This is a genomic window from Kitasatospora griseola, assembly GCF_014648555.1.
In the GTDB taxonomy this organism is placed as follows: Bacteria; Actinomycetota; Actinomycetes; order Streptomycetales; family Streptomycetaceae; genus Kitasatospora; species Kitasatospora griseola.
This window is the reverse complement of record NZ_BMRI01000011.1, coordinates 80261-105519: the sequence shown is the minus strand read 5'-3', so window position 1 is coordinate 105519 and position 25259 is coordinate 80261. Positions and strand designations below refer to the sequence as shown.

General features: G+C 73.6%; 27 protein-coding genes, 1 tRNA gene and 1 pseudogene. 20 read left to right on the top strand and 9 right to left on the bottom strand.

Annotated features, from left to right (window positions below; translation table 11 throughout):
* Window positions 1–911: penicillin acylase family protein (locus IEZ12_RS38475; RefSeq protein ID WP_229847591.1), on the top strand; the 911-nt coding region annotated here is incomplete at its 5' end.
* Window positions 912–2304: 1393 nt separating this feature from the next.
* On the opposite strand, the gene IEZ12_RS16440 is transcribed toward IEZ12_RS38475, so the two are convergent.
* Window positions 2305–2898, bottom strand: a complete 594-nt coding sequence (locus IEZ12_RS16440; RefSeq protein ID WP_229847590.1) for a 5-formyltetrahydrofolate cyclo-ligase — start codon at window positions 2896–2898, stop codon at window positions 2305–2307.
* A 63-nt stretch (window positions 2899–2961) separates the two neighbouring features.
* Between IEZ12_RS16440 and IEZ12_RS16435 the strand changes: the two genes are divergently transcribed.
* The 8 genes from IEZ12_RS16435 to IEZ12_RS16400 all read left to right on the top strand — a co-directional run bounded on the left by IEZ12_RS16435 (window position 2962) and on the right by IEZ12_RS16400 (window position 9151).
* Window positions 2962–3801: a GGDEF domain-containing protein gene (locus IEZ12_RS16435; protein ID WP_100587406.1), complete on the top strand. Its 840-nt coding sequence runs from the start codon at window positions 2962–2964 to the stop codon at window positions 3799–3801.
* Between the two features lie 57 nt (window positions 3802–3858).
* Complete coding sequence (gene galU, locus IEZ12_RS16430; RefSeq protein WP_043915712.1) at window positions 3859–4779, top strand: UTP--glucose-1-phosphate uridylyltransferase GalU; 921 nt, start codon at window positions 3859–3861, stop codon at window positions 4777–4779.
* 26 nt (window positions 4780–4805) lie between these two features.
* The gene (gene glp, locus IEZ12_RS16425; protein ID WP_189272704.1) at window positions 4806–6125 is read left to right on the top strand and encodes a molybdotransferase-like divisome protein Glp; all 1320 of its coding nucleotides are present in this window, start codon (window positions 4806–4808) and stop codon (window positions 6123–6125) included.
* A 115-nt stretch (window positions 6126–6240) separates the two neighbouring features.
* Window positions 6241–6678, top strand: a complete 438-nt coding sequence (gene moaC, locus IEZ12_RS16420) for a cyclic pyranopterin monophosphate synthase MoaC (RefSeq protein WP_043916743.1) — start codon at window positions 6241–6243, stop codon at window positions 6676–6678.
* Entirely contained in the window at window positions 6675–7166 is a 492-nt protein-coding gene (locus IEZ12_RS16415; protein WP_043915714.1) for a MogA/MoaB family molybdenum cofactor biosynthesis protein, read from the top strand. The genes moaC and IEZ12_RS16415 overlap by 4 nt, the downstream gene beginning before the upstream one ends.
* A complete protein-coding gene (locus IEZ12_RS16410; protein WP_043915715.1) occupies window positions 7163–7789 on the top strand; it encodes a GNAT family N-acetyltransferase in 627 nt (208 codons plus the stop codon). Before IEZ12_RS16415 ends, IEZ12_RS16410 begins: the two co-directional genes overlap by 4 nt.
* Window positions 7790–7952: 163 nt before the next feature.
* Window positions 7953–8927: a divisome protein SepX/GlpR gene (gene sepX / locus IEZ12_RS16405; protein ID WP_189272703.1), complete on the top strand. Its 975-nt coding sequence runs from the start codon at window positions 7953–7955 to the stop codon at window positions 8925–8927.
* Window positions 8928–9074: 147 nt separating this feature from the next.
* Window positions 9075–9151 (top strand) — tRNA-Ala (locus IEZ12_RS16400).
* A gap of 122 nt (window positions 9152–9273) precedes the next feature.
* Here IEZ12_RS16400 and IEZ12_RS16395 read toward each other — a convergent pair.
* The 5 genes from IEZ12_RS16395 to IEZ12_RS16375 all read right to left on the bottom strand — a co-directional run bounded on the left by IEZ12_RS16395 (window position 9274) and on the right by IEZ12_RS16375 (window position 12479).
* Window positions 9274–9918 carry a response regulator transcription factor gene (locus IEZ12_RS16395; RefSeq protein ID WP_043915717.1) on the bottom strand — a complete coding sequence of 215 codons (645 nt, stop codon included), beginning with the start codon at window positions 9916–9918 and terminating at the stop codon, window positions 9274–9276.
* On the bottom strand, window positions 9870–11147 hold the full coding sequence (locus tag IEZ12_RS16390) for a sensor histidine kinase (RefSeq protein WP_189272702.1): 1278 nt from the start codon (window positions 11145–11147) through the stop codon (window positions 9870–9872). Before IEZ12_RS16390 ends, IEZ12_RS16395 begins: the two co-directional genes overlap by 49 nt.
* Complete coding sequence (locus IEZ12_RS16385; protein WP_229847589.1) at window positions 11144–11908, bottom strand: CPBP family intramembrane glutamic endopeptidase; 765 nt, start codon at window positions 11906–11908, stop codon at window positions 11144–11146. The genes IEZ12_RS16390 and IEZ12_RS16385 overlap by 4 nt, the downstream gene beginning before the upstream one ends.
* A gap of 116 nt (window positions 11909–12024) precedes the next feature.
* The gene (locus IEZ12_RS16380) at window positions 12025–12249 is read right to left on the bottom strand and encodes a response regulator transcription factor (RefSeq protein WP_043915720.1); all 225 of its coding nucleotides are present in this window, start codon (window positions 12247–12249) and stop codon (window positions 12025–12027) included.
* Between the two features lie 32 nt (window positions 12250–12281).
* A complete protein-coding gene (locus IEZ12_RS16375; protein ID WP_189272701.1) occupies window positions 12282–12479 on the bottom strand; it encodes a hypothetical protein in 198 nt (65 codons plus the stop codon).
* Window positions 12480–12796: 317 nt separating this feature from the next.
* Between IEZ12_RS16375 and IEZ12_RS16370 the strand changes: the two genes are divergently transcribed.
* From IEZ12_RS16370 to IEZ12_RS16350, 5 genes are all read left to right on the top strand, one after another.
* Window positions 12797–13219, top strand: a complete 423-nt coding sequence (locus tag IEZ12_RS16370) for a hypothetical protein (protein WP_189272700.1) — start codon at window positions 12797–12799, stop codon at window positions 13217–13219.
* 292 nt (window positions 13220–13511) lie between these two features.
* A complete protein-coding gene (locus tag IEZ12_RS16365; RefSeq protein ID WP_189272699.1) occupies window positions 13512–13808 on the top strand; it encodes a DUF6317 family protein in 297 nt (98 codons plus the stop codon).
* Entirely contained in the window at window positions 13805–15103 is a 1299-nt protein-coding gene (locus IEZ12_RS16360; protein ID WP_189272698.1) for a putative T7SS-secreted protein, read from the top strand. The genes IEZ12_RS16365 and IEZ12_RS16360 overlap by 4 nt, the downstream gene beginning before the upstream one ends.
* Window positions 15100–15807, top strand: coding sequence for a hypothetical protein (locus IEZ12_RS16355; RefSeq protein ID WP_189272697.1), 708 nt, complete (start codon window positions 15100–15102; stop codon window positions 15805–15807). Before IEZ12_RS16360 ends, IEZ12_RS16355 begins: the two co-directional genes overlap by 4 nt.
* On the top strand, window positions 15804–16304 hold the full coding sequence (locus IEZ12_RS16350; protein ID WP_189272696.1) for a hypothetical protein: 501 nt from the start codon (window positions 15804–15806) through the stop codon (window positions 16302–16304). The genes IEZ12_RS16355 and IEZ12_RS16350 overlap by 4 nt, the downstream gene beginning before the upstream one ends.
* A 7-nt stretch (window positions 16305–16311) precedes the next feature.
* Here the strand turns inward: IEZ12_RS16350 and IEZ12_RS16345 are convergent, their stop codons facing one another.
* A complete protein-coding gene (locus IEZ12_RS16345; RefSeq protein ID WP_189272695.1) occupies window positions 16312–16632 on the bottom strand; it encodes a hypothetical protein in 321 nt (106 codons plus the stop codon).
* Between the two features lie 185 nt (window positions 16633–16817).
* On the opposite strand from IEZ12_RS16345, the gene IEZ12_RS16340 reads away from it, so the two are divergent.
* Complete coding sequence (locus IEZ12_RS16340) at window positions 16818–19010, top strand: terpene synthase family protein (protein ID WP_189272694.1); 2193 nt, start codon at window positions 16818–16820, stop codon at window positions 19008–19010.
* Window positions 19011–19057: 47 nt separating this feature from the next.
* On the opposite strand, the gene IEZ12_RS16335 is transcribed toward IEZ12_RS16340, so the two are convergent.
* Together IEZ12_RS16335 and IEZ12_RS16330 are read right to left on the bottom strand one after the other, a co-directional pair.
* Complete coding sequence (locus tag IEZ12_RS16335) at window positions 19058–19912, bottom strand: peptidase (RefSeq protein ID WP_189272693.1); 855 nt, start codon at window positions 19910–19912, stop codon at window positions 19058–19060.
* 2 nt (window positions 19913–19914) lie between these two features.
* Window positions 19915–21234, bottom strand: a complete 1320-nt coding sequence (locus IEZ12_RS16330; RefSeq protein ID WP_043915729.1) for a VWA domain-containing protein — start codon at window positions 21232–21234, stop codon at window positions 19915–19917.
* 95 nt (window positions 21235–21329) lie between these two features.
* Between IEZ12_RS16330 and IEZ12_RS16325 the strand changes: the two genes are divergently transcribed.
* From IEZ12_RS16325 to IEZ12_RS38470, 5 genes and pseudogenes are all read left to right on the top strand, one after another.
* A complete protein-coding gene (locus IEZ12_RS16325; protein ID WP_189272692.1) occupies window positions 21330–22160 on the top strand; it encodes an ABC transporter ATP-binding protein in 831 nt (276 codons plus the stop codon).
* Entirely contained in the window at window positions 22157–22807 is a 651-nt protein-coding gene (locus IEZ12_RS16320) for an ABC transporter (protein ID WP_229847588.1), read from the top strand. Before IEZ12_RS16325 ends, IEZ12_RS16320 begins: the two co-directional genes overlap by 4 nt.
* 105 nt (window positions 22808–22912) lie before the next feature.
* Window positions 22913–23416 (top strand): DUF1269 domain-containing protein, encoded by a 504-nt coding sequence (locus tag IEZ12_RS16315; RefSeq protein WP_043916746.1) that lies wholly within the window; start codon window positions 22913–22915, stop codon window positions 23414–23416.
* An 87-nt stretch (window positions 23417–23503) separates the two neighbouring features.
* Complete coding sequence (locus IEZ12_RS16310; RefSeq protein ID WP_189272691.1) at window positions 23504–24853, top strand: FtsW/RodA/SpoVE family cell cycle protein; 1350 nt, start codon at window positions 23504–23506, stop codon at window positions 24851–24853.
* A gap of 86 nt (window positions 24854–24939) precedes the next feature.
* Window positions 24940–25259 (top strand): annotated as a pseudogene (locus IEZ12_RS38470) (penicillin-binding protein 2); the annotation flags it as partial.

Below are 25259 nucleotides of genomic sequence, written 5' to 3'. Positions count from 1 at the left end.
CCATGCAGCTGGACAACACCAGCGTGCTCGCCAAGGACCTCGTCCCGCTGCTGCTGAAGATCAAGATCGACGACCCGTACGTGCGCGAGGCCCAGGACCTGCTGAAGGACTGGAACTACCACCAGGACGCCGACTCCGCCGCCGCCGCGTACTACAACGGCGTCTGGCGGGCCCTGCTCACGCTCTCCTTCGGCCAGAAGTTCCCGGCCGACCTGCGGGTGAAGGGCGACTGCCTGCTGGTCCGCCAGAAGCGCGACAACACGCTCCCCGACGACGCCCTCAACGGCGCCGCGCAGGCCGTCACCGAGTGCGGCACCCGCAAGCCCTCGCTGGCCCAGCCGGACGGCGGCGACCGCTGGACCGAGGTCGTCCGCCAGCAGCTCAGCGACCCCAAGTCGCAGTGGTGGGACTACATCGACTCCAACCACCAGCAGCAGCACGGCCTGGACAACCTGCTCGCCGAGGCCCTCAAGGACGCCCGCCAGGACCTCACCTCGCGCCTCGGCAAGGACATCTCCACCTGGAGCTGGGGCCGCCTCCACCAGCTGACCCTGCAGGAGCCCACGCTCGGCAGCGACGACTCCTCGATCGCGTCCCCCGCGATCCGCAAGCTGCTCAACCGGGGCCCCTACAAGCTCTCCGGCGGCAGCGCCGCGGTCAACGCCTCCGGCTGGAACGCCGCCGCCGGCTACGACGTCGACTGGATCCCCTCCATGCGCATGGTCGTCGACCTCAGCGACTTCGACGCCTCCCGCTGGATCAACGTCGGCGGCGCCTCCGGCCACGCCTTCCACCCCAACTACAACGACCAGACCGACCTCTGGACCAAGGGCGAGCTCCTCCCCTGGGCCTACACCAAGGACGCCGTCACCAAGTCCGGCAAGGACACCCTCACCCTCACCGCCGGCTGACGCCCCGACCCGCACCACCCCGAAGGCGGACTCCCCGAGAGGGGGTCCGCCTCCGGCGTTCTCCGGCGCTGCTTCGGAGGCCTACGACGGCGCTGACACGCGATTCGGCCCATCCCCTGCGGGGAGCTGCACCCGGCGGTTTCCGAAGCGGGTCACCTCGGCCGCCCCACCGGCGGGGGGCGGGGCCGAGCCGCGACGAGCTCCAGGCCGCGTGCCGACACGCCGCGCGCGACGGGCGGCTGCTTCCGGGCGGGGTCTTGTCGGGCAGGCTTCCCGCGGGCTCGGCAGTGTCGGCGGTCGGCACGTCGGTCGGCCTGAGGGCCGCCTGCGGCCCGGCGCTGGCAGCGGACTTCCCACAGCCGGGTCTGCCGTTGGTGCGTCGGCAGGTGCGTGCTGCCTCGGGCCCGCGCACACCCCCAAGCACAAGCGGGTGCACGGCTATTTCGCGATGCCGCTGCTGGCCGGCGGCCAGGTGTGGAGCTTCGCTGGCCGGTTCGCCTGCGGCGCGGTTCCATAGGTGGGATCGCCGTCGGTGCTTCGGGCGGCTGATTGTCGCCTTCGGTCTGGTGCCAGGCTCCGTCGGGTGGCTGCTTTCGGGCTGGGTTTCGTCGGGCCGGCGGGCAGGCTTCCCGCGGGCTCGGCAGTGTTGGCGGGCGGTACGCCGGTCGGCCCGGGGGCCGTCTGCGGCTCGGCGTTGGCGGCGGACTTCCCACAGGCGGGCGTTTGCGTTGGCAGGTGCTTGCTGCCTCGGGCCCCGGTGCCGAGCTTCGCCGGCGGGTTCGCCTGCGGCGCGGTTCCGCAGGTGGGTTCGCCGTCGGGCGGCTGATTGTCGCCTTCGGCCTGGCGCCAGGCTCCGTCGGGCGGCTGCTGTCGGGCCGGGTTTCGTCGGGCCGGCGGGCGGGCTTTCCGCGGGCTCGGCAGTGTTGGCGGGCGGTACGCCGGTCGGCCCGAAGCTTGCCTGCGGCCCGGCGTTGGCGGCGGACTTCCCGCAGGCGGGCGTTGGTGCGTCGGCAGGTGTTTGCTGCCTCGGGCCCGGGTGCCGAGCTTCGTCGGCCGGTTCCGTGGCGGCCCGGACCGGACCTGCCGTGAACCGGGGGATACCGGCCGGCGAAGGGCTGTGGTTCGAGTGCGGGCGTGGTCGACGGGCCGACTGTCCGAACCGTCGGTGCTCCGGGCGGCTGATCGCCGCCTTCGGCCTGGCACCAGGCTCCGTCGGGCGGCTGCCTTCGGTGCCCGGCCGATGTGCGGTCCGGTGGTGACGGACGGGCCCGACCGGGGCCCTCGCTCTATGCCGGCGAGGGGTGCCCCGGTCGGCCCGGGTTCTGTCGGGTGCTCTGCCCGGGGCCGTCGACGGCGCGTTGGCCGGGGCCTGTCGCGTCCTGTTCTTCTCCCGTCAGGCGGTGAAGCGGGTGATGCCGGTCGGGGTGATGACGGCGTGGACGGGGTGGTCGTGGGGTTCGGCGGGGACGGCGGGGAGGAGTTCGTGGGGGTAGAGGAGGGTGGCGAGGAGGGGGTGGGCGTCGGCGCGGGCCAGGCGGGCGAGGACGCGGTCGTAGGAGCCGCCGCCGCGGCCGAGGCGGATGCCGTGGGTGTCGACGGCGAGGCCGGGGAGGAGGACGACGTCGGCGGTGCGGACGGCGTCGGGGCCGAGGCGGGGGGCGAGGGGTTCGAGCAGGCCCCGGGTGGCGGGTGCGAGCCGGGCCTCGCTCTCGTAGGGGGCCCAGTCCAGGTCGTTGTCGGGCAGCAGGACGGGCAGCAGCACGCGGACGCCGGCGGCGGCCAGCGCGGCGAGCAGCGGGCGGGTGCCGGGTTCGGCGCCGACCGAGACGTAGGCGGCGACGGTGCTGCCGGGCGGGACGAGGTCCGTCGCGTGCGCAGCCAGTGCGCGGGCCGCCGCGGCCCGCTGTTCGGCGGTGAGGGCCCGCCGTTCGGCGAGCAGCCGTGACCTCAGTGCCACCTTGTCGTTGGACAACTGATCTGCAGACACCACCCGTATCCCTTCAGCTCTGTCGTTCACAGTGACACGAGCCTGACACGTCGAGGCCGCCGCATGTCCACCCCGCTCCTGCTCCAGGCCCTGGCCGTGCTCGGTGCGGCCGCCCCGGTCGCCGCCGGTGTCACCGTGCTGCGCCGCCGCCGGGCGGGGGCCGGGCAGGGCGGGAGGGAGGCGGAACTTCTGGCGAAGATCGCGGAACTGGCGGCGGAACGGGACGAGTTGCGTCGGACTGCGTCCTGCGACCCGCTCACCGGGGTGTGGAACTACCGGCATCTCCAGCTGACCCTGGACCAGGAGATCGAGCGGGCCCGGCGGGCCGAGGCCACGGCCGCCGAGCCGCGCCCGCTGTCGGTGCTGATGGTGGAGCTGGTCGGGTTCGACGGGCTGGTCGCCGAGCACGGTCGGTCCCGTGCCAACGGGATGCTGCGCGACCTCGCCCAGCGGCTGGCGGTGGAGATCCGCAGCTGCGACACGCTGGGCCGATACGGCGGGGAGGAGTTCCTGGTGCTGCTGCCGGACACCGCCCCGGAGGGCGCCGCCCAGGTCGCCGAGCGGCTCTGCTGGTCGGTGCGCAGGCACCGGCTGACGGACCGCCACCCGGGCGAGCCGGCCGACCCGGAGGCCCGCAGCGGGCTGACCGCCGCGATCGGTCTGGCGGTGCTTCCGCGGGACGGCGCGCACGCCGCCGTCCTGCTGCGGGCGGCGGACCGCGCGCTGGCCGAGGCCCGGGCGGCCGGCGGGGACTGCTGGCGTCCCGCTCCGCCCGGCGAGCCCGCGTCGGGCGGTCCGGGCGCTTCATCGGTGCCCGGTAAGGTGTCTCCCGGCCCCGGCGAGGACTCCCTCACCCCGCACGCGACCACCGTCGGCCCCCGCCCGACCGGTGACCGGCCTTGACCGTAGATTCACCCGCCTCTCAGCAGGGTGGAATCCCTGCCTTAGTAAGGTCGACGCATGACGAACAAGCACGCCCGCACGCCGGTCACCAAGGCAGTCGTCCCCGCTGCCGGCCTCGGCACCAGGTTCCTCCCCGCCACCAAGGCCACGCCGAAGGAGATGCTCCCGGTCGTCGACAAGCCGGCCATCCAGTACGTCGTGGAGGAGGCCGCCTCGGCCGGACTGTCCGACATACTGATGGTCACCGGTCGCAACAAGCGTGCTCTGGAAGACCACTTCGACCGCGCGTACGAGCTGGAGGAACTGCTCACCCGCAAGGGCGACCACGACCGGCTGCGCCGCGTCCAGGAGTCCGTGCAGCTGGCGAACATGCACTACGTGCGCCAGGGCGACCCGAAGGGCCTCGGCCACGCCGTCTCGGTCGCCGAACAGCACGTCGCCGGCCAGCCGTTCGCCGTCCTGCTCGGTGACGACCTGATCGACCCCCGGGACCCGCTGCTGGCCCGCATGATCGAGGTGCAGCAGGAACTCGGCGGCTCCGTGGTCGCGCTGATGGAGGTCGACCCCGCGCAGATCCACCTGTACGGCTGCGCCGCCGTCAAGGCCAACGGCTTCGGCGAGGACGTCTTCCAGGTGACCGACCTGGTCGAGAAGCCCGACACCGCCGACGCCCCGTCCAACTACGCGGTCATCGGCCGCTACGTGCTCGACCCGGCCGTCTTCGACGTGCTGCGCGAGACCCCGCCCGGCCGCGGCGGCGAGATCCAGCTGACCGACGCGCTGCGCGAACTCGCCACCCGCGACGAGAACACCGGCGGCCCGGTCTACGGCGTGCTGTTCAAGGGCCGCCGCTACGACACCGGCGACCGCGCCGACTACCTGCGCGCGATCGTCCGGCTGGCCGCCGAGCGCGACGACCTCGGCCCCGAATTCCGGACCTGGCTGCGGCAGTTCGTCGCCGCGGAGATGCAGGGCTGACCCACCACGAAGGCGAGTGTGAGGCGATGACCGGGAAGCACGACCCCTGCGGAGAGGGCGCCGGCTCCCCGGCCTCGCCGCGCCTGTGGAGCGTCGACGAGCACCTCGCCGACGTGCTGTTCGCCGCGGCCCCGCTGCCGCCGATCGAACTCCGCCTGCTGGACGCCCAGGGCTGCCGGCTCGCCGAGGACGTGCGGGCCGGCGCCGACCTGCCGCCCTTCGACAACAGCTCGATGGACGGCTACGCGCTGCGCACCGCCGACACCGTGCGGGCCACCGAGCAGTACCCGTCGGTGCTCGCGGTGGTCGGCGACATCGCCGCCGGCGCCGACGAGCTGCCCAAGGTCGGCCCCGGCCAGGCCGCCCGGATCATGACCGGCGCCCCCGTCCCGCCCGGCGCCGAGGCTGTCGCCCCGGTCGAATGGACCGACGGCGGCACCGGCACCGGGCAGGCCGCCGACGCGATGGGCGGCGACCAGGACGCCCCCGGCGACGAGCTGCGGGTGCTGCGCCCGGTCGCGGAGGGCGCGTTCATCCGCCGCCGCGGCAGCGACGTCACCGCCGGGGACACCGTGCTGGAGGCCGGCGCCGTGCTCGGCCCCACCCAGCTCGGCCTGCTGGCCGCGATCGGCCGGGCCACCGTCCGGGTCCGCCCCCGGCCCCGGGTGGTGGTGCTCTCCACCGGCAGCGAACTCGTCCAGCCCGGCGAGGAGGCCGGCCCGGGCCGGATCCACGACTCCAACTCCTTCACCCTGACCGCCGCCGCGATCGCCGCCGGCGCGGTCGCCTACCGGGTCGGCGGCGTCCCCGACGACGCGGCGACGCTGCGCGCGGTGCTGGAGGACCAGCTCGGCCGGGCCGACCTGATCGTCACCAGCGGCGGCGTCTCGGTCGGCGCGTACGACGTGGTCAAGGAGGTGTTCGCGGACTACGCCGGGGTGGACTTCCGGCGGCTGCGGATGCAGCCCGGCAAGCCGCAGGGCTACGGCCGGATCGGCGGCGAGCGGGGCGTGCCGCTGCTCGCGCTGCCCGGCAACCCCGTCAGCGCGTACATCTCGTTCGAGCTGTTCGTCCGCCCCGTCATCCGCACCATGCTCGGCGCGCCCGACGTGCACCGGCCCGTGGTGCGCGCCGTCACCACCGCCGCGCTGCGCTCCCCGGCCGGGCGACGGCAGTTCCTGCGCGGCCGGTACCGTCCGGCGGACGGCGCCGTCAGCCCGGTCGGCGGCGAAGGATCGCACCTGGTCGGGGCGTTGGCGCAGGCCGACTGCCTGATCACGGTGCCCGAGGACACCACCGCACTGCCGGCCGGCAGCGCCGTCGATGTGGTCCTTCTCACGGACTGACCCGGACGGGGCGGTACGGTAGCGCGAGATTCGCACCGCGTTACTGGAGCCATTCGTGACCGACACACCCCCCGGCGACCGCCTCACGCACGTCGACCACACCGGCGCCGCCCGGATGGTCGACGTCTCCGAGAAGGCCGCCACCACCCGGGTCGCGGTGGCGGCCGGACGCGTCCGGGTCGCCCCCCGGGTGGTCGAACTGCTGCGCGGCGAGGGCGTCCCCAAGGGCGACGCGCTCGCCGTCGCCCGGATCGCCGGCATCATGGGCGCCAAGCGGACGCCCGACCTGATCCCGCTCTGCCACCCGATCGCGCTCACCGGCACCACCGTCGACCTGGCGGTCACCGACACCGCCGTCGAGATCACCGCCACCGTCCGCACCGCCGACCGCACCGGCGTCGAGATGGAGGCGCTCACCGCCGTCGCGACCGCCGCGCTCACCGTCATCGACATGGTCAAGGCCGTCGACAAGGCCGCCGCCATCGAGGACGTCCGGGTGCTCAGCAAGACCGGCGGCAAGAGCGGCGACTGGGTGCGCGAGGACGCCCGATGAAGGCGCTCGCCGTCACCGTCTCCAACCGGGCCGCGGCCGGGGTGTACGAGGACCGGGGCGGGCCGCTGCTGGTCGCCGGCCTGCGCGAGCTGGGCTTCGCGGTCGACGGCCCGACGGTCGTCCCCGACGGCGACCCCGTCGAGGCCGTGCTGCGCGAGGCCGTCGCCGCCGGGTACGACGTGGTGCTCACCACCGGGGGCACCGGCATCTCCCCGCAGGACCTCACGCCCGAGATGACCGCCCGGGTGATCGACCGGCAGCTCCCCGGAATCCCCGAGGCGATCCGCGCGTACGGCCGCGAGAAGGTGCCGACCGCGGCGCTCTCCCGCGGCCTGGCGGGCTGCGCCGGACGCACCCTGATCGTCAACCTGCCCGGCTCCACCGGCGGCGTCCGGGACGGCCTCGCCGTCCTCGCCCCGCTGCTGCCGCACGCCGTCGACCAGTTGGCCGGCGGCGACCATCCGCGACCCGCGGGCGGTGCGCACTGAACGCGGGGTGGCCGACCGAGCTGGTCGAGGGGGACGTCGTGCTGCGGCCCATCCGCCGCCGCGACCAGGCCGAGTGGCAGGAGGTCAGCCGGCGCAACCGGGACTGGCTGCGCCGCTGGGAGGCCACCGTCCCGCCCGCCCCGGCCGGCCGCGCCCCGCTGCCCCGGCCCACCTTCCGGCAGATGGTCCGCTACCTGCGCGGGGAGGCCGCGGCCGGCCGGATGCTGCCCTTCGTGGTGCTCTACCGCGGCCGCCTGGTCGGCCAGTTGACCGTCGGCGGGATCACCTGGGGCTCGATGTGCTCCGCCAACGTCGGCTACTGGGTGGACGAGGCGGTGGCCGGCCGCGGCATCATGCCGACCGCCGTCGCGCTCGCCGTCGACCACTGCTTCCGTGATCTGGCGCTGCACCGGGTCGAGGTGTGCATCCGCCCCGAGAACCGGCCCAGCCGGCGGGTGGTGGAGAAACTCGGCTTCCGTGCGGAGGGAATGCGCCCCCGCTATCTGCACATCGACGGCGACTGGCGCGACCACCTGGTCTACGCGCTGACCGCCGACGAGGCCGCCGACGGCCTGCTGCGCCGCTGGCACGCCCTCAGGAGCGGGCCGTCGCAGGGGAATTGAATATTTGTTCGAAAAATAGATATCGATATGGCATCGGAGGGTCGCCGGGGCCGGGGCGAGCCGTCACAAATACCGGCAAAATAGTCTGAGAATCAGCTTGATCGCACGACACGCCGTCCCAAATTGCTGCAGCGCCTTACCCCGCGCCCGTACCGTGTGAAACGTGAGCAGCAGCGGCCTTATCTACGCGGTCATCGTAGGGGCCTGGGCCGCCTATCTGGTGCCGATGTGGCTCCGCAGGCAGGACGAGCTCAACGAGTCGCGTCCGACGGAACGCTTCAGTACCGCGATCCGCCTGCTGGCCGGGCGATCGGCCATGGAGCGGCGCGCGGCCCGAGTCCTCGGCGAACAGACCGCCGACCAGCAGCACCCCGCCGGTGAACCGGACGGGGCCCCCGTCGACCCCGCGGACGTTCCCACCAGGCCCGCCGCGGCGGGCCCGGCGGGGCCCGTCGTGCCCGCGGAGCCGGACCCGGTCGCCGAGCCGGGCGCGGACCGGGCCGGGAAGCGCGAGCGGGACCGGGGCGAGCAGGACGAGCGGCGCTCCGCCGAACGGCGGGCCCGCCTGCTGGCCAGACGGCGGCGGATGGTCACCCTGCTCTTCCTTGCCTTCGCGCTCGGCGCGGTCGTCGCCGCGGTGGCCGGCTTCGCGTTCCTCTGGGTGCCGGCCGTGCCAGGCATCCTCCTCACTCTTTACATCGGACACCTGCGCAGGCTCGAACGGCAGCGTTACGAGGTCAAGTTCGACCGGGTGCGGGCCGCGCAGGCCGCCGAGCGGCTGCGGGAACGCGAGCGGGCCCGGGCGGCGGAGCCCGCGACCGCCCCCCACGCCGCCGACGTGGCGACCGAGCCCGCGACCCCGGCCAGCGTCCTCGCCGACGCCACCGAGCATGAGGAGTGGGTCGACGGCGTCCGGGCCCGCGCCGCGGCCGGCCCCGACTCCTGGGAGCCCGTCCCCGTCCCGCTGCCCACCTACGTCACCGCCCCCGTGGCCCCCCGGGTCACCCGAGGCCTCGACCTCTCCGCCCCCGGCACCTGGGACTCCGGCCGCCCCGTCACCCCGCTGTTCGACCAGTACGGCGAGCCCGGCCAGCAGCCGGCCCCCGAGTACCGCCCGCCCCGCGCCGCCAACGAGTAGCCCGCACCCCCGGACGCCCCGCCACCTGCGCGGGGCGTTCGTGCTCCCCCGTCCCGCTGCGGTGTCGGGGGTCCGGACGTCCTGTCATCCGGCCGTCGCGACCATGGTCATGAGTACCCCTCCAGGGGTGATAGAGTTCTTCTTGTTGGGGCTGTGGCGCAGTCCGGTAGCGCACCTCGTTCGCATCGAGGGGGTCAGGGGTTCGAATCCCCTCAGCTCCACCAACAGAAGTCCCGCCCGGGTGATCCGGGCGGGACTTCTTGCGTTCGGGGCGACAGCCCGTCGGGCCGGGCGTGGGTGTGCGAGGACCCGGCCCGCCTGCGGCGGGCCGGGGGCCGTGGGCCGGTCAGCGCTTCAGGTAGGCGAGGACGGCCAGTACTCGGCGGTTGGCGTCGGGGGTGTTGTCGATTCGGAGCTTGCCGAAGATCGCGGCGGTGTGTTTGGCCACCGCGCTCTCGCTGATGTGCAGTTCGGCCATCACGGCGGCGTTGGAGCGGCCCTCGGCCATTAGGCGCAGCACGTCGAGTTCGCGGGGCGACAGGTCGGCGGTGGTGCCGCGGGCGGTGGAGCGGGCCATCAGGCGGGCGATCACCTGCGGGTCCATCACGGTGCCGCCGGAGGCGACGGTGCGGACGGCGTCGACGAACTGCGCGGTGTGGGTGACCCGGTCCTTGAGCAGGTAGCCGACCGCGCCGTGCCCGTCGGCGAGCAGCTCCTGGGCGTACAGCTGCTCGACGTACTGGGACAGCACCAGCACCGGCAGGGCGGGGCGTTCGCGGCGGACGGTCAGCGCGGCCTGCAGGCCCTCGTCGGTGTGGGTGGGCGGCAGCCGGATGTCGACCACGGCCACGTCCGGCCGCAACTCGCGCAGGGCGCGCAGCAGTTCGGGGCCGGTTTCGACGGCGGCGGCGACCTCGAAACCGTGTTCGGCGAGAGTGCGGCTCAGGCCGTCACGGAGGAGGAAGAGGTCTTCGGCGAGGACGACGCGCACGGGAGCTCCAGGGTCGCGGTGGTCGGTCCGCCCGGCGGGCTGACCAGGGCGAGGGTGCCGTCGAAGGCGGCCAGTCGGCGGCGCACCCCGGCCAGGCCGGAGCCGCGGGCCGGGTCGGCGCCGCCCCGGCCGTCGTCGGTGACGGTGGCGCGCAGCAGGCCGTCGGCGCAGCGCAGCCGGATCCGTACGGTGCTGCCGCCGGAGTGCTTGCCCGCGTTGGCGAGCAGTTCGGCGATCGCGAAGTAGGCGGCGCCCTCGACGGCGGCGGGCAGCCGGCCGGGCAGCTCGGCGTCCACTTCGACGTCCAGGAAGGCGTCCAGGGCGAGCGAGCGGACGGCGTCGGGCAGGCCGCGGTCGGCGAGCACCGGCGGCAGGATGCCGTGGACCAGGTCGCGCAGTTCCTGCAGGGCCCGCTCGGAGCTGGCCCGGACCTCTCCGAGCAGGCGGCGGGCGGCGGTCGGGTCGCTGTCCACCAGCCGGTCGGCCTGGTCGAGGGTCAGGCCGAGGGCGACCAGCCGGGCCTGCGCGCCGTCGTGCAGGTCGCGTTCGATCCGGCGCAGCTCGGCGGCCTGGGTGTCCAGCGCATCGGCCCGGCTGTCCGTCAGCTGGCCGATCCGCCGCTCCAGCCGGGCCGCGTACGGGTCGCCGAGCAGCCGCCCGGTCCACTCGCCGTAGCGGACCAGCGCCGGGACGGACAGCCACAGGCCCGCCGCGACGAAGCCCAGGCCGAGGGCGGCGGCGGCGATCGCGGTGGCGGTGGACTCGACCGGTATGAAGGCGTACCAGTTGCCCGGGCCGAGGTACGGCCACAGGAACGGCTGCGCCACAGCGCCGAACAGGCCGTAGCCGACCAGCGTCGGCGGGACGGAGACCAGCATGCCGGTGCTCCACGGGCCGAAGCAGCACCAGGCCACGTCGCGCCAGAACGCGGTCGAGCCGAGCACCGCCGCCCCCCGGCCGGTGACGGTCGGCGCGGTGGGCAGCGGTTCGGGCGCGTCGATCACGGTGCCCGTCCAGCGGGCGGTGCGGTCGCGTTCGAGGTCGCTGCCGCGGCGCAGCATGCGGGCGGCGGGCGGCAGCAGCGGCAGACCCGCGCCGACCGGCAGCAGCGCCAGCGAACCGAGCACCGCGAGCGACCGCAGCGACGTCACCAGGGAGGCGAGCGAGAGCAGTTGGCAGCGGACGAGGGCGACCAGCGGCCCCCGGAAACGCTTCTGTCGATCCGTCATGTCGTCGCGAGCCTATCCGTGCGGGCCGGGCGCAGGGCGGCCAGGACCCAGGGCAGGGCGACCAGCACGCCCGCGACGCCGAACAGCACCATCGGCTCCACCGCGCCGGACTCCTCGTCCAGGAACAGCAGCATGCCCAGGTTCACCAGGGTGTGGAAGCCGCCGGCCACCAGCAGCCGGTGGGCGCCGATCCGCTCCCAGGCCAGGCCCAGCAGCACCGACATGGCGGTGGTCGCCGCCAGGAAGCCCGCCGCGTACGCCGGGGCCGCCGCGAAGATCTGCATGTGCCAGCAGCCCCAGAGCAGCCCGACCGTCACGGACGAGCCGAGCGGCCCGAACCTGGTCCGCAGCAGCGGCTGGAGGAAGCAGCGCCAGCCGATCTCCTCGCCGCACGCGCCCACGAACTGGGCCACTGCCACCACCCAGAACGGGGCGACCAGCCCGTTCGGGTCGCGCACCGGGACGCTGCCGTGCAGCAGCAGCGAACCGGCCACCGCCACCGCGATGATCGCCAGGGCGCTCAGCAGCACCGCCCCGCGCGGGCCGCGCGCCCCGCCGGCCGTCAGCAGGCCCCGCACCTGCGACGGCCGTACCAGGGCGACCACGGCCACGCCCACCGCCGGGCCGAACTGCACCAGTTCGAGGACCTCGCCGGGCAGCCCGGTGAGCGGCTGGAGGGCCAGCATCAGGCCGGAGGCCATGACGGTCGCGGTCAGGAAGAGCGCGGCGGGGCCGAGCCAGCCAGGTCGTCGTTCTTGCACGGGAGTTCGCCTCTCGGTCGGGATCGTCGTGTCACCCATGACGATCCCGGGCGGGCGGCTCGGTGCCATTGCAGCCACCTGCCCGGCCGGGGTGTACCCAGCTGCACCCCCTGTGCTCAGGCGGCGGCCTGGGCGGGCTGCGTGGGCAGTCGGGAGGCCAGCAGGGCGAGCTGGACCTGCGAGCTGACCCCGGACTTGGCGCGGATCCGGCGCAGATAGGTGTCGACGGTGTGCGGGCTGAGGCCCAGCCGGCGGGCGATCGTCGCGTAGCTGGCGCCCTCGCCGACCAGGTGCAGGACCTGGAGCTCGCGGCGGCTGAACGCGATGCCGATGGTGTGCATGGAGGACTCCCGGGGCGAGGTGGTGGGGGCGGTCAGGACCAGGGCCGGCAGAGGGGCGTCTCGCAGGCGCCGCCCCACGAGGTGTCGCCGTTGAGCGGGGCGCCCGGCAGGCCGACCGACAGTTGCGAGGCGGACGCTGCCGGGGCGGGCGCGGTGGTGGCGGAGGCCAGCGGAGCGGCCGCGAACAGGGCGGCGGCGGTGACGGCGACGAGGGCGAGGGCGCGCTTCATGGAGGCCTCCGAGGGCGTTTGCGGGGTGCGGGGAGCGGGCCTGCCGGGCGGCCCGCCCGGCGTTGATCGGCCTGCACCCAGCATGTCCGGGCGGACCGCGCCGGGACCACCGTGCGCCCACCTCATCAACTGCGCTGGCAGCAAAGTGACCAGGGGGCGAACCGGTCCGAACCGGAGCAAAGGCCGCGACCCGTGCGGCGCGGCGACGCGGGCCCGGTGTCGCGCGATCCCGTGACTGGTCGTCAGATGCGCTCCCGCCCAGGATGGTTCTCGGTGCCCGAGACGGTCCGGCGCCCGGTCCGGAGGGGTGGCAGCACGTGCAGTGGTACGAGGGGGAGGACCGGCCGTCCCCGGAGCCGGACGGCCAGGTCGCGGAGTTGGCGGCCTTCCTGCGGGGCTCCGCCGCCCGCTCCGCCCCGGCGCTGCTGTGGAGCGACCAGGAGCCGGCGCCGGACGGCTCGGCCGGCGCACTGGCCGCCGCGCTGGAGCGAGAGCTGGCCCGCCCCGTCCGGCCCGTCCCCGAGCGGCCCGCCGGGCCGTGGCGGCGCGGCCGCTCCGCGGTGCTGCTGGTGCAGCGGCGCGCCGCCGCCGAGATCCACCTGAGCCCGCCCCCGGGCTCCGCCGCCCGCCGCAGCACGCTGCGCCTGCGTGCCTCCCAGTGCCTGCTGGTGCCCGCCGACTGGAGCTACCGCCTCGACCCCCGCAGCCCCGCGCAGCCGCTCGCGCTCGCACTGCCCTGACATCCCGCCCCGACCCCCTGCCCTGACGCCCCGGCGGGTCGACCCTTCGCGGGCGGAAGGTAATCTGCGCTTGGTGTTCGAGCACCGAACTGTGGTTCGGCAAAGACCGCCACCGTGCGCCGGGGCCTCGCATTCCACGAATATCCAGGTCGGTCCGGCGCGGACGCGGGGGCGTCGACCGCTCGGACGCCTCATATGAAGGAACGGCAAAGGCGTCCTTGCGGAATGCGCGCACGGCCACGGGAGTGGGCGTCGCGTCGCACTGCTCGGGCCCAGAGGGGATCAGCGCAACATGGGGGCCTACTTCCGGGTCGAAGTGAGCGAACTCGACCGGCTGGTGAAGCAGCTGAAGAGCAGTCAGCAGGACATGCGCGAGGCGCTCAGCGCGATGAAGGACACCGGTCCGAAGACCACCGGGAGCAAGAACCTGGACCACGCCTGCGACGACTTCAACGACAGCTGGCAGGACGCCATCACCCGGATCTCGCAGGGCGTCGAGGCCCTGGAGGGCAAGCTCCAGGAGACCTGCAAGGGCTACGCGGAGACCGACCAGGCGATCCGGGACATGTTCACCGGAGCGGCCGCGTGAGCAGCAAGGCCGACTTCCCCACCCTGGGCTTCGACCCGGCTCCCGGCAGCCCCGAGAACGTCGACGGCCTGGTCGACAAGCTCAACCGGGCGTCCGTCGCGATGGAGAGCGCCCACCGCACCCTGGTCGCCGTCGGACAGGGCGGCAGCGTCTGGGAGGGCGACGCCGCCAAGGCGTTCGCCGGCAAGGTCGGCGAGCTGCCGCGCTACCTGGCCGACAGCGTCGACGCGATGCGGCAGGCCTCCGGCCAGCTCGACAGCTGGAAGAACCAGCTGGTCTCGTACCAGGGGGTGGCCCGGCGCTACGAGGCCGAGGCGGCCGAGGCCAAGCGCCGGATGGAGAACGCGGAGAACGTCAAGCAGAACGCCGTCGAACGGTTCGACCTGGCGGCCGACTCCCCGGCGTTCGCGCTGATCGGCAAGCGGTTCGACGACGACGCCGCGCTCGCCGACGCCCAGCGCCGGATCGACGCGGCGAGCGCCGAGTACAGCACCGCCGAACGCCAGCTGGAGGACGCCAACCGCGAGCTCCGGGCGATCAAGGACGAGCTGGAAGCGATCGTCAAGCAGGCCAAGGAACTGCACGAGCACCACCAGGACGACGCCGACCGGACCGCGAAGGCGCTCCGCCGGGCCAACCAGAACGCTCCCGAGATCAGCGCCTGGGAGAAGATCGGCAACGGCTTCAAGAGCGTCGGCAAGAAGATCAAGGACTGGGCCACCAAGCACGCCGACCTGCTGAAGAAGATCGGCGACATCGCGGGCGGCGTCTCGGCGGTGCTCGGCATCGCGGCCCTCGCCACCCTGTGGTGCCCGCCGCTGTCCGCCGCCCTCGGCGTCGCGGCCGGCGGCGCGTCCGCGGTCGCGCTCGGCGCGCACGGGATGGCCAAACTCGGCGGCGCGGACGTCAGTTGGACCACCATCGCGCTGGACGGCGTCGGCGTGGTGCCGTTCGTGGGCGGTGCCGCCAAGGGCATCGGGGGCGCTGCCAAGGGCGTCACGGCCCTCGCCAAGGGCGAGGGCCTGGCGGCCGGCGGAGCGAAGCTGATGGAAGCCGGGCAGGCCATCAAGGCCACCCACCTGGAGGGCGGCCTGCTGCACAACAAGGTGCTCACTCCGCTGTTCACCAAGACCCCGCTGAAGAAGCTGCCCGGCATCGGCTCGCTCGGGGAGGACGGCCAGAAGGTCTTCTCGCTCCCGGTCGAGTCCTGGTGGTCGCGCGGCACCCAGATCGGCATGAAGGGCGGCGGCCTGATCATGCACGCGCCCACCCTGTACCAGGAAGTGACCTCGTGACGACCCCGCAGAACGGCCCGGCCGAGAGCCTCCCGGCCGACATCTTCCCGGACGACGCGCTCGACATCCGGTGGGTGGTGCCGGCCCAGTTCCACTCGCTCGGCGTCGAACTGCCCGAGCAGGAGCGGGAGGCGCACCTCGCCGAAGTGGCCGCCGAGATCTGGTGCGGCGGCACCGAGTTCCAGCGCAGCACCGTCGCCTCCTGGTACAGCGACATCGCCGCCACCGCCGGCGAGGAGGGCGCGGTCTACTCCGGCTTCCTGCTGGCCGGCACCGAGGACGACCGGGTCACCGTCGCCACCCTGGTCATCCAGGCCGACCAGGCCGACACCGCGGACGCCGACACGGTCGCCGCCGCGATCCAGGACATGCTCTCCCTCGACCCCGCCAACGAGGTGTTCCGGGTGCCCGCCCCGGTCGGCCCGGTGGTGGTCGCCGTCGCCGGGTCGCTCGCCGAGGTCGACGACGAGTTCGGGAACAAGGCGAAGCTCGAACTGGCCCAGGCGTCCGCGTACATCCCGGTGCCGGGTGCGGACACTCTGGTCACCATGACCATCAGCACGCCCATGCTGATCGACTTCCCCGAGTACGTGACGATGCTCGCGGGCCTGGTCGAGACCGTGGTGTACGACCGGCCCGGCACGCAGCCCGCGACCGCCCTGCCCGGGCCGGACCAGGCGAAGATCACGGAGGCGTTCGGATGAGCACCTGGCACCCGCCGGCCCCGCCCGGCCTGAACACCGGCCCGCTGCCGCGTCGCTCCGCGTTCGGGCTGTGGCTCCAGTTCGGCCTGCAGTGGTTCTGGCTGCCGTTCCGGATCGTCTGGGACTTCCTGGACAACTCGGTCGCGTTCGACGGCACGGCCGAGCCGGGCGTGGCCAAGTTCGTTCTCACGCCCAGCCGTTACCGCCTGGAGCGACAGGGCACCCGCGAGGAGTGGGAGGCCTGGGCCGGGCGGGCGCTGGACCGCGGGATCGAGCGGGGACTGGCCACCGTGCGGCGGAACCAGGAGTTCAACGCCAACAAGTACCGGTACAAGTTCAAGGGCGACGAGCTGGTGCCCAGGACGACGATCCGCCGGCGCTACTACCGGGGCATCGGCCTCGACGGCCTCGCCGTCCTGGCCGCCCGCCGCGGCTGGCAGGTCGACTGGAGCAGTGGCACGGCGGAGGTCCGGGTCTTCCGGCCGCTGGGCGACTGACGGAGGATCAGTCGTCTTCGAACGGCTCCTCGCTGAAGCGGAACCAGGCCCGGGGCGGCTCGATGTGCAGCAGGAACTCCGCCATCGGGCCCTCCGGGGCGTGCAGCGTGAGTTCCTGCTCCAGCGTCAGGTGGATCCGGCCCCAGGCGTCCCACTCCTCGGCCTCGGCCAGGTCGCGGCACTCGGCGAACCTGGGCGCGAACCCAGGCCAGCCCGGGCCGGGGGTGAACTCGCCGTGCAGCCAGGGGAAGTCGGCGTCGTCGATGCGGATCTCGCCGACCAGCTCCTCGCCGTGCACCAGGCGCCAGGTCTCGTCGGTGAACGCCATGCGCGGGCTCCTCGGTGCGGGGGCAGGACGGTGACAGTCTGCCGAAGGGGTACGACACCGGCGGGTTCACTCGTTCGAGTGGATTGTGACGTGTGGGCTACGGAGTCGGGTTCCGGTGACCGAGGGTCGGAAGGCTCGTTAGGCATCGCGCCGATCTTCAGTCGTCGAAAAAGGGGCGGGACCCAGTGGCTCAGCCGTTCGAACTGCCGGACTTCTACGTGCCGTACCCGGCGCGCATCAACCCGCACTACGAGAAGGCACGGGTGCACACCAAGGAGTGGGCACGCGACTTCGGCATGCTGGAGGGCTCGGGCATCTGGGAGGAGCACGATCTCGACTCGCACGACTACGCGCTGCTCTGCTCCTACACCCACCCCGACTGCGACAGCGAGGCGCTCGACCTCGTCACCGACTGGTACACCTGGGTCTTCTTCTTCGACGACCACTTCCTGGAGATCTTCAAGCGCACCCTCGACCGCGAGGGCGGCAAGGCCTACCTGGACCGCCTGCCCGCCTTCATGCCGATGGACCTCGCCGACGGATTCCCCGATCCCACCAACCCGGTCGAGGCGGGCCTGGCGGACCTGTGGCAGCGCACCGTCCCGCACATGTCCGCCGACTGGCGGTCCCGGTTCGCCGAGTCCACCCGGAACCTGCTGAACGAGTCCCTCTGGGAGCTCTCCAACATCAACGAGGGCCGGGTCTCCAACCCCGTCGAGTACATCGAGATGCGCCGCAAGGTCGGCGGCGCCCCCTGGTCGGCCGGCCTGATCGAGTACGCCGCGCACGCCGAGGTGCCCGAGTCGGTCGCGTACTCCCGGCCGCTGCGGGTGCTGCGCGACGCCTTCTCCGACGGCGTCCACCTGCGCAACGACCTGTTCTCGTACGAGCGCGAGATCCAGGAGGAGGGCGAACTCTCCAACGGCGTCCTGGTGTTGGAGACCTTCCTCGGCTGCTCCACCCAGGAGGCCGCGGACGCGGTCAACGACCTGCTGACCTCCCGCCTCCAGCAGTTCGAGAACACCGCGCTCACCGAACTCCCCGGCCTGTTCGCCGAGTACGCGCTCGACCCGGCGGAGATCGCCCGCGTCCTGGCCTACGTCAAGGGCATGCAGGACTGGCAGTCCGGCGGCCACGAATGGCACATGCGCTCCAGCCGCTACATGAACGGCGGCGGTGCGGCCGCCCCCACCTTCGGCCCCAAGGGCCTCGGCACCTCCGCTGCCAACATCCGCCTCGCGGCGGGCATCCGCGGCCTGCGCAGCTTCGCGCACGTCCCGCACCGCAGGGTCGGGCCGTCGTTGATGCCCGACTTCCCGATGCCGTACGCCGTCACGATCAACCCGCACGTGGACGCATCCCGCGAGTACGTCGTCCGCTGGTCCCACGAGTTCGGCCTGCTCGATCCGGAACCCGGCGTCCCCGCCTCCGACATCTGGACCGAACAGAAGCTCCGCGACTACGACTTCCCGCTCTGCGCCGCCGGCATCGACCCCGACGGCACCGCCGCCGAACTCGACCTCAGCTCGGCCTGGCTGACCTGGGGCACCTACGCCGACGACTACTACCCCCCGGTCTTCGGCGCCCCCCGCGACCTGGCCGGCGCGAAGCTCGCCAACGAGCGGCTGTACGCGCTGATGACACTCGACGGCAGCCTCCCCTTCGAGCCGCGCAACGCCCTCGAAGCCGGCCTCGCCGACCTCTGGCAGCGCACCATCGTGCCCTTCTCCACCGCCGCCCGGGCCAAGTTCCGCAAGGCCGTCGGCGACATGATCGACAGCTGGCTCTGGGAGCTCGCCAACGGCGCGCAGAACCGCATCCCCGACCCCGTCGACTACATCGAGATGCGACGCGCCACCTTCGGCTCCGACCTGACGATGAGCCTGTCCCGGCTCGGTCGCGGCGAGACCATCCCCGACGAGGTGTACCGGAGCGGCACCATGCGGGCGATCGAGAACTCCGCGGCGGACTACGCCTGCCTGGTCAACGACCTGCACTCGTACCAGAAGGAGATCGAGTACGAGGGCGAGGTCCACAACCTGGTCCGGGTGGTGGAGAACTTCTTCTCCTGCGACTACCCCGTCGCCGTGGACATCGTCGCCGACCTGATGGGCTCCCGCCTGAGCCAGTTCCAGCACGTCGTGCAGGGGGAACTGCCGCTGCTGAAGCAGGACTTCGCCATCGATGGCGAGGCGTCGGAGGCGCTCGACGGGTACGTCCACGAGCTGGAGGACTGGATGGCCGCCGTCCTCCACTGGCACCAGCAGTGCCGGCGGTACTCGGAGGACGTGCTCAAGCGCCACTTCGCCCCGGAGGTCCCGGTGACGGCGGAACTTGGGATGTCGGCGGTGCGGATCCTGGCGAAACTCAGGGCGTGAACAGACGGGGGCGCGTGGGGGTATCCCCACGCGCCCCCGTCCGCGCCCTACTGGTGAAGGTGCGGCGGCGGCCGGTGCCCGCGCGGGTGGCGGGTGAGGGTGTAGCCGAGGACGCCGGCGAGGGCGGCGAGGATGCCGCCGGCGACGGTCCACCACCAGCGGGTGTTCCAGCCGGAGAAGAGGTCCGAGTACCAGTGGGTCTCTTCGGCGACGGGGGCGGCCGCGTAGGCGGCGCTCGAACTGGGCGCCGGGGTCGCGGCGGAGCCGCTCGCGGTGGACCCGGCGTTGACCGGCGGCACCAGCGGGGCCTTGAGCGAACCGCCCTCGGGCTGGGCGTCGTTGACGCCGCCCTTGGCGGCGACGTGCACGTGGACCTGGGAGGCGAGGCCGAGGTCCTGCTGCGGGATGTCGCTGGTGGAGAGCCGGATGTAGTAGGTGCCGGGCAGCGGGTCGCCGGACCAGGGCTCGGCCCAGGAGCGGATCTGGCGGAGCGTGCAGCTGAGGGCCACGGTGGTGGCGCTGTCCGCGGCGGTGCCGTTCTGCGGGCCGGAGGTGCAGGCCTGGCGGCGGCGCAGGCCGTCGAAGAGTTCGACGGTCCAGGTCTGCGGGCCGTGCCGGTCGGCGGCGTCCGGGAGGGTGACCTTGACCTCGACGGTGGCGGTCTGGCCCTCGGAGGCCGGGAACGCCCAGTACAGGTAGTCACCGGTGGAGACGGGGACGTCCGCGTCCTGGCCGGCGGCCAGCGTGGTGGCGGTGAGGAAGCTGGTGCCGACCGAGTTGAGCACCGGCTTGCCGGTGCCGCTCGCGGACGGCGACGGCGGGGCCGCCGTCGCGGTCGGGGCCAGCAGGAGCAGGCCGGTGAGCGCGGCGGCCGGGGCCGCGAGGGCGAAGAGCTTGCGCATCGTCAGTTCTCCCGCCAGACGGCGATCCGCCAGCGTGCCAGCCAGCCGAAGATCAGACCGGCGAGCAGGCCGGCCAGGGTGAGCACACCGAGCAGGATCCAGCCGCGGCCCAGACCCATCGCGGGGCCGTCGGGCGCGGGGGAGGCGGCGGCGACGTCGACGGTCAGCTCCAGCGGCAGGCCGGCGTCGGCCTGGACGCCGGCCTGGCCGGCGAAGGAGTTGCTGACGATCAGGCAGACGGTGCGGTCGGCGCCCGCCGCGGCGCCGGAGGTCGGCGAGGGGGTGGCGGAGTCGGTGCCGGGCGCGGACCAGCGGACGCCGGTGGACGCCACGTCGGTGCGGCCGGAGCCGGCGTCGCTGCCGCGGACCAGTTCCTGGCCGCTGCTGTCGGTGGCCTGCAGCAGGACCCCGTAGTCACGGGCGACGGCCCGGTCGGGGGTGACGCTGACCGAGGCGCGCAGTTCCTGGCCGGCCTTCACCGGCACCCGGTAGACGCGGTGCTCGGAGAACTTCTCGCGGTCGCTGTACACGCCGGGGGTCAGGATCGGCGCGCTGCTGCACTGCTCGGCGCCGGTCACCTTCGCGGGGGTGACGGTGTGGGTGTCCTGGGCCCGGGTGACGATCTGCTTGACGCGCTGGGTCAGCTGGTCCTGGCTGCGGACGTCGGTGAAGGTGCCGCCGGTCGCGTTGGCGATGCACAGCAGCTGCTGGCGGGTCTTGTCGTCGTGCGCCAGGCCGAGGGTGTCGATCACCAGGTGGATGCCCTGGCTGGCGAGTTCGCGGGCCACGTCGCACGGGTCCGGCGGGGCGCAGGTGTCCTCGCCGTCGGTGATCAGCACGATCCGGCGGGTGGTCGGGCCGGTGCCGAGGTCCTGGGCGGCGGCGCGCAGCGCCACGCCGATCGGGGTCCAGCCGGTCGGGCGGACGGTGGCGACCGCGGTCTTGGCCTCGACCTTGTTGGTCCTGCCGACCGGGAAGAGCTGCTTGGTGTCCTTGCAGCCCTCCTTCTGGTCGTTGCCCGGGTAGGTCGCGCCGAGGGTGCGCAGGCCGAACTCGGTCTCGGCGGGCAGCGCGTCGATGACCTCGTTGATGGACTGCTGGGCGACCGCGATCCGGCTCTTGCCCTGGATGTCGGCGGTCCGCATCGACCCCGACCCGTCCAGGACGAGGTCGACCTTGGGCGCTTCGGTCGCGGCGGGCGGTGCCCCGGGCTCGTCGGCGTGCGCGGGCAGCGTGCCGAGCACGGTGCCGGCGACTATTGTCAGCGCCCCGAGCAGGGCGGCTCCGCGGGCCGTCCGTCGTTTTTTGGTATGGGTGATCACTGCCGCATCCTAGGGACCGTCAGTTCCAATCACCCAATGCGGGTGGTGAGCGCGACATACCCTGAACTGGTCGACGGAGCAGGCGGGGAGAGCGCATGACGGTGCGTCTGGCGGGCGTCGGGAAGCGCTACGGGCGCGGGGGTCCGTGGGTGCTGCGGGAGGTCGAACTGACGCTCCGTCCGGGCGTCCTGGTGCGGATCGAGGGGGCCAACGGCAGCGGCAAGTCGACGCTGCTGAAGCTGCTCGCCGGGATCGAGCGCGCGGAGCGGGGAACGGTCGAGGCGCCGGACGGCCGGGCGTACGTCCCGGAGCGGTTCCCGCCCGCGCTGCCGTTCGACGTCCGCGACTACCTGTGCCACCTGGGCCGGATCCGCGGCCTGGCCGCCGGGGAGGCGCGGCGGCGGGCCGACCACTGGCTGGAGCGGTTCGGCATCACCGGGTACGCGGGCACCCCGATCGGGCGGCTCTCCAAGGGCACCTGTCAGAAGGTCGCGGTGGCCCAGGCGCTGCTCGCCGAGGCCGAGTTGCTGCTGCTGGACGAGGCGTGGACGGGGCTCGACCAGGCCGCCCGCGGCGAACTCGACGGCGCGGTCGCCGAACGCGCCGCGGCCGGCGCCCTGGTGGTGTTCGTCGACCACGACCCGACCCGGCTGGCGGGCCTGACCACCGCCGTCCACCGGGTCGACGGCGGCACGCTGCACGAGGTCCCGCTGCCGGCCGTCGACGGCGACGGCCCGCGCACGGCGCTGGTGGTCGAGGCCGAGGCGCTTCCCGAGTGGCTGCCGGGCCGGCCCGAGCGCAAACCGCTGGCCGACGGCGCCACCCGGCTGGACGTGCCGGCCGCGCACTCCGACGCGCTGCTGCGCCGGCTGCTGGCCGCGCACCCGCCGGTGCACATCAGGTCGGTCCGGGAGGAGGCGTCATGACGGTGCGGATGCTGACGCGCTACCACCTCGAACTGCTGCTGCGCTCGCAGCGCTGGCTGCCGCCCGGGCTGGTGTACCTGGTGCTGATGGGCCTCGGGGTGTCCGGCGGCGACGACGCGCTGTCGGCGGCGGCGTTCTCGGCGGGCCTGCTGGTGCCGGTGACGGGCTGGCTGGTGCGGGCGGCGGTGACGGCGGAGCCCGCGCAGTCCCGGGCCTGCCTGGTGGCGGCCGCGGGCTGGCGGCGGGTGCACCTGTCGGCGCTGGTGGCGGCCGCGCTGGCCGGGCTGGCCCTGGGCGTGGCGGGCCTGGCCGGGGTGCTGCTGGTGGGCAGCGGCGGTGGCGGCGGGGCGGTGGCGGCGGGCCTGCTGGCCACCGTGGTGTGCGTGCTGACGGGCGCGGCGGTGGGAGCGGTGTGCAACCGTCCGGTGGTGACGGGCACGCAGTACGCGGTGCCGCTGGGGCTGGGCGCGATGGTGCTGGTGCTGCTGCTGCCGGGGTCGCCGGCGAACGCGGTGGTGCGGGCGCTGGTGCTGGGTTCGCGGCACGGCGCGACGGCCGTGCCGTGGTGGACGCTGCCGGGCGCGGCCCTGCTGGCGGGGGCGGCCGGGTGGGCGGCGGTGGCGGTCGCGGTGCGCCGCGGGGAGTGATCGGCGGGGAACCGGACACACCGCAGGAGATGGGATTAAATATGGCGAATCCTGGCTAGGGTGCTGGGGGACGTGCCCGAAGCCCTGCTGGAAGGAACCCCCGCCGTGAGCAACCTGTTTGCGATCGCCTACCCCGATGTCGCCACCGCGCAGAAGGTCCGGGACGAGCTGATCGGCCTTCAGAAGCAGCGGCTGATCGACCTGGAGGACATCGTGGTGGTCGAGCGCCGCGAGGACGGGAAGATCAAGCTCCACCAGGCGGTCTCCAACACCGGTCTGGGCGCGGCCTCCGGCGCGCTGTGGGGCGGCGTGATCGGCCTGCTGTTCCTGATGCCGGTGATCGGCGCGGCGATCGGCGGCGCGACCGGCGCGGCCGTCGGCGCCTCCACCGACACCGGCGTGGACGACGACTTCATGCGGAGGGTCGGCGAGAAGCTGGCCCCGGGCTCCGCCGCGGTGTTCGCGCTGGTGCGCACCGCCACCCAGGACAAGGTGATCCCGGCGGTCGCGCAGTTCGGCGGCGAGCTGCTGCAGACCTCGCTCAGCCACGAGGAGGAGGAGCACCTGCGGGAGATCGCCCGGGCGGCGAACCCCGCGTCCACGCTCTGACGCTCCCTCAGGCAGTACTGGGCGGGGTGCCGGCCGGCACCCCGCCGTCCCTGCCCCATCGGGCCCGCGAGGACGGGAGGACGGCTGGTGGCCACTGACTCCGCGACCCGTGCGGCGGCCTGGACGCCCGGCGCCCGGCGGCCCCGGCGGTGGACCGAACTGGTGCTGGTGGTGGCCGCGGTGGGGCTGGCCGTGTTCGGGTACGTCGAGGTGGGCGTCGACATCGACGGCAAGGCGCCGCCGGACGCCGCCCAGTACGGCGCCGCGTTAGGGGTCCTGGCGCTGCTCGCGCACGGCGCGGTGCGCTGGCGGGCGAAGTGGGCGGACCCGCTGCTGCTGCCGATCGCGGTGCTGCTGAACGGCATCGGACTGGTCGTCATCTACCGGCTGGACCGCAACACCCCGCAGCACGAGGCCGCCCCCACCCAACTGCTGTGGTCCACCCTCGGGGTGGGCCTGTTCATCGCGGTGCTGCTCCTGCTGCGCGACCACCGCCGGCTCCAGCGCTACGCGTATGTCGGGGCGTTCGTGGCCCTCGTCCTGCTGGTGCTGCCGGTGTTCTTCCCGCCGGTGTACGGCTCGCGGATCTGGATCACGCTGGGCCCGCTGTCCTTCCAGCCCGGCGAGTTCGCCAAGGTCCTGCTGGCGATCTTCTTCGCCGCCTACCTGGCGCGGCACCGCGACGCGCTCGCCCTGACCGGCCGTCGGGTGCTGTGGTTCCAGCTGCCGCTCGGCCGGGTGCTCGGGCCGGTGCTGCTGATCTGGGCGGCGTTCGTCGGCGTGCTGGTGCTGGAGACCGACCTCGGCACCTCGCTGCTGTTCTTCGGCCTGTTCGTGGTGATGCTGTACGTGGCCACCGCCCGCACCGGATGGATCGTCATCGGCCTGCTGCTGTCGGCCGTCGCCGCGGTCGGGGTGGGCTGGCTGTCGCCGCACGTGCACAGCCGGGTGACCGACTGGCTGCACCCGCTGGCGTCGATCCAGGCCGGGCAGGGCGCCAACCAGATCGCCCAGTCGCTGTTCGCGTTCGCCTGGGGCGGCCAGCTCGGCACCGGCCTGGGCCTCGGCCACTCCGCGCTGATCGGCTTCGCCACCAAGTCCGACTTCATCCTGGCCACCATCGGCGAGGAACTCGGCCTGACCGGCCTGCTCGCGGTGTTCCTGCTGTACGCGCTGCTGGTCTCCCGAGGCTTTCGCACCGGCATCGCGCTGCGCGACCCGTTCGGGCGGCTGCTCGCCATCGGCCTGGCCGCGCTGGTCGCGATCCAGGTGTTCGTGGTGGCCGGCGGCGTCCTCGACCTGATCCCGCTGACCGGCATGACGCTGCCGTTCATCGCGCAGGGCGGGTCCTCGGTGGTCACCAACTGGATCATCGTGGCGCTGCTGGTGCGGATGAGCGACCTCGCCCGGCGTCCCGACCCCGGGGAGGCGGCGTGAGGTTCACCAGACCCGAGGGCACCAACGGCGGGCCGCAGGGCCTGCCCGGAATCTCCACCACCGGCCGGCGGGCCGCCACCTTCTGCATGCTGCTGATCATCCTGCTGGCCGTCCAGGCCACCCGGGTGCAGGTCTTCCAGAAGCAGGAGCTGGACCACAACAGCGCCAACCAGCGCGCCACCATCCAGCGGTACGCGCAGCCGCGCGGCAACCTGATCGCCGGTCAGCCCGTCACCGGCTCGGTCGCGACCGGCGGCCGCCTGGCGTACCAGCGCACCTACACCGACGGCCCGCTGTACGCCGCCGTCACCGGCTACTCCTCGCAGATCTACGGCAACACCCAGCTGGAGGGCGTCTACGACGACCTGCTCACCGGCACCGACCCCCGGCTGACCGGCTGGGCGGT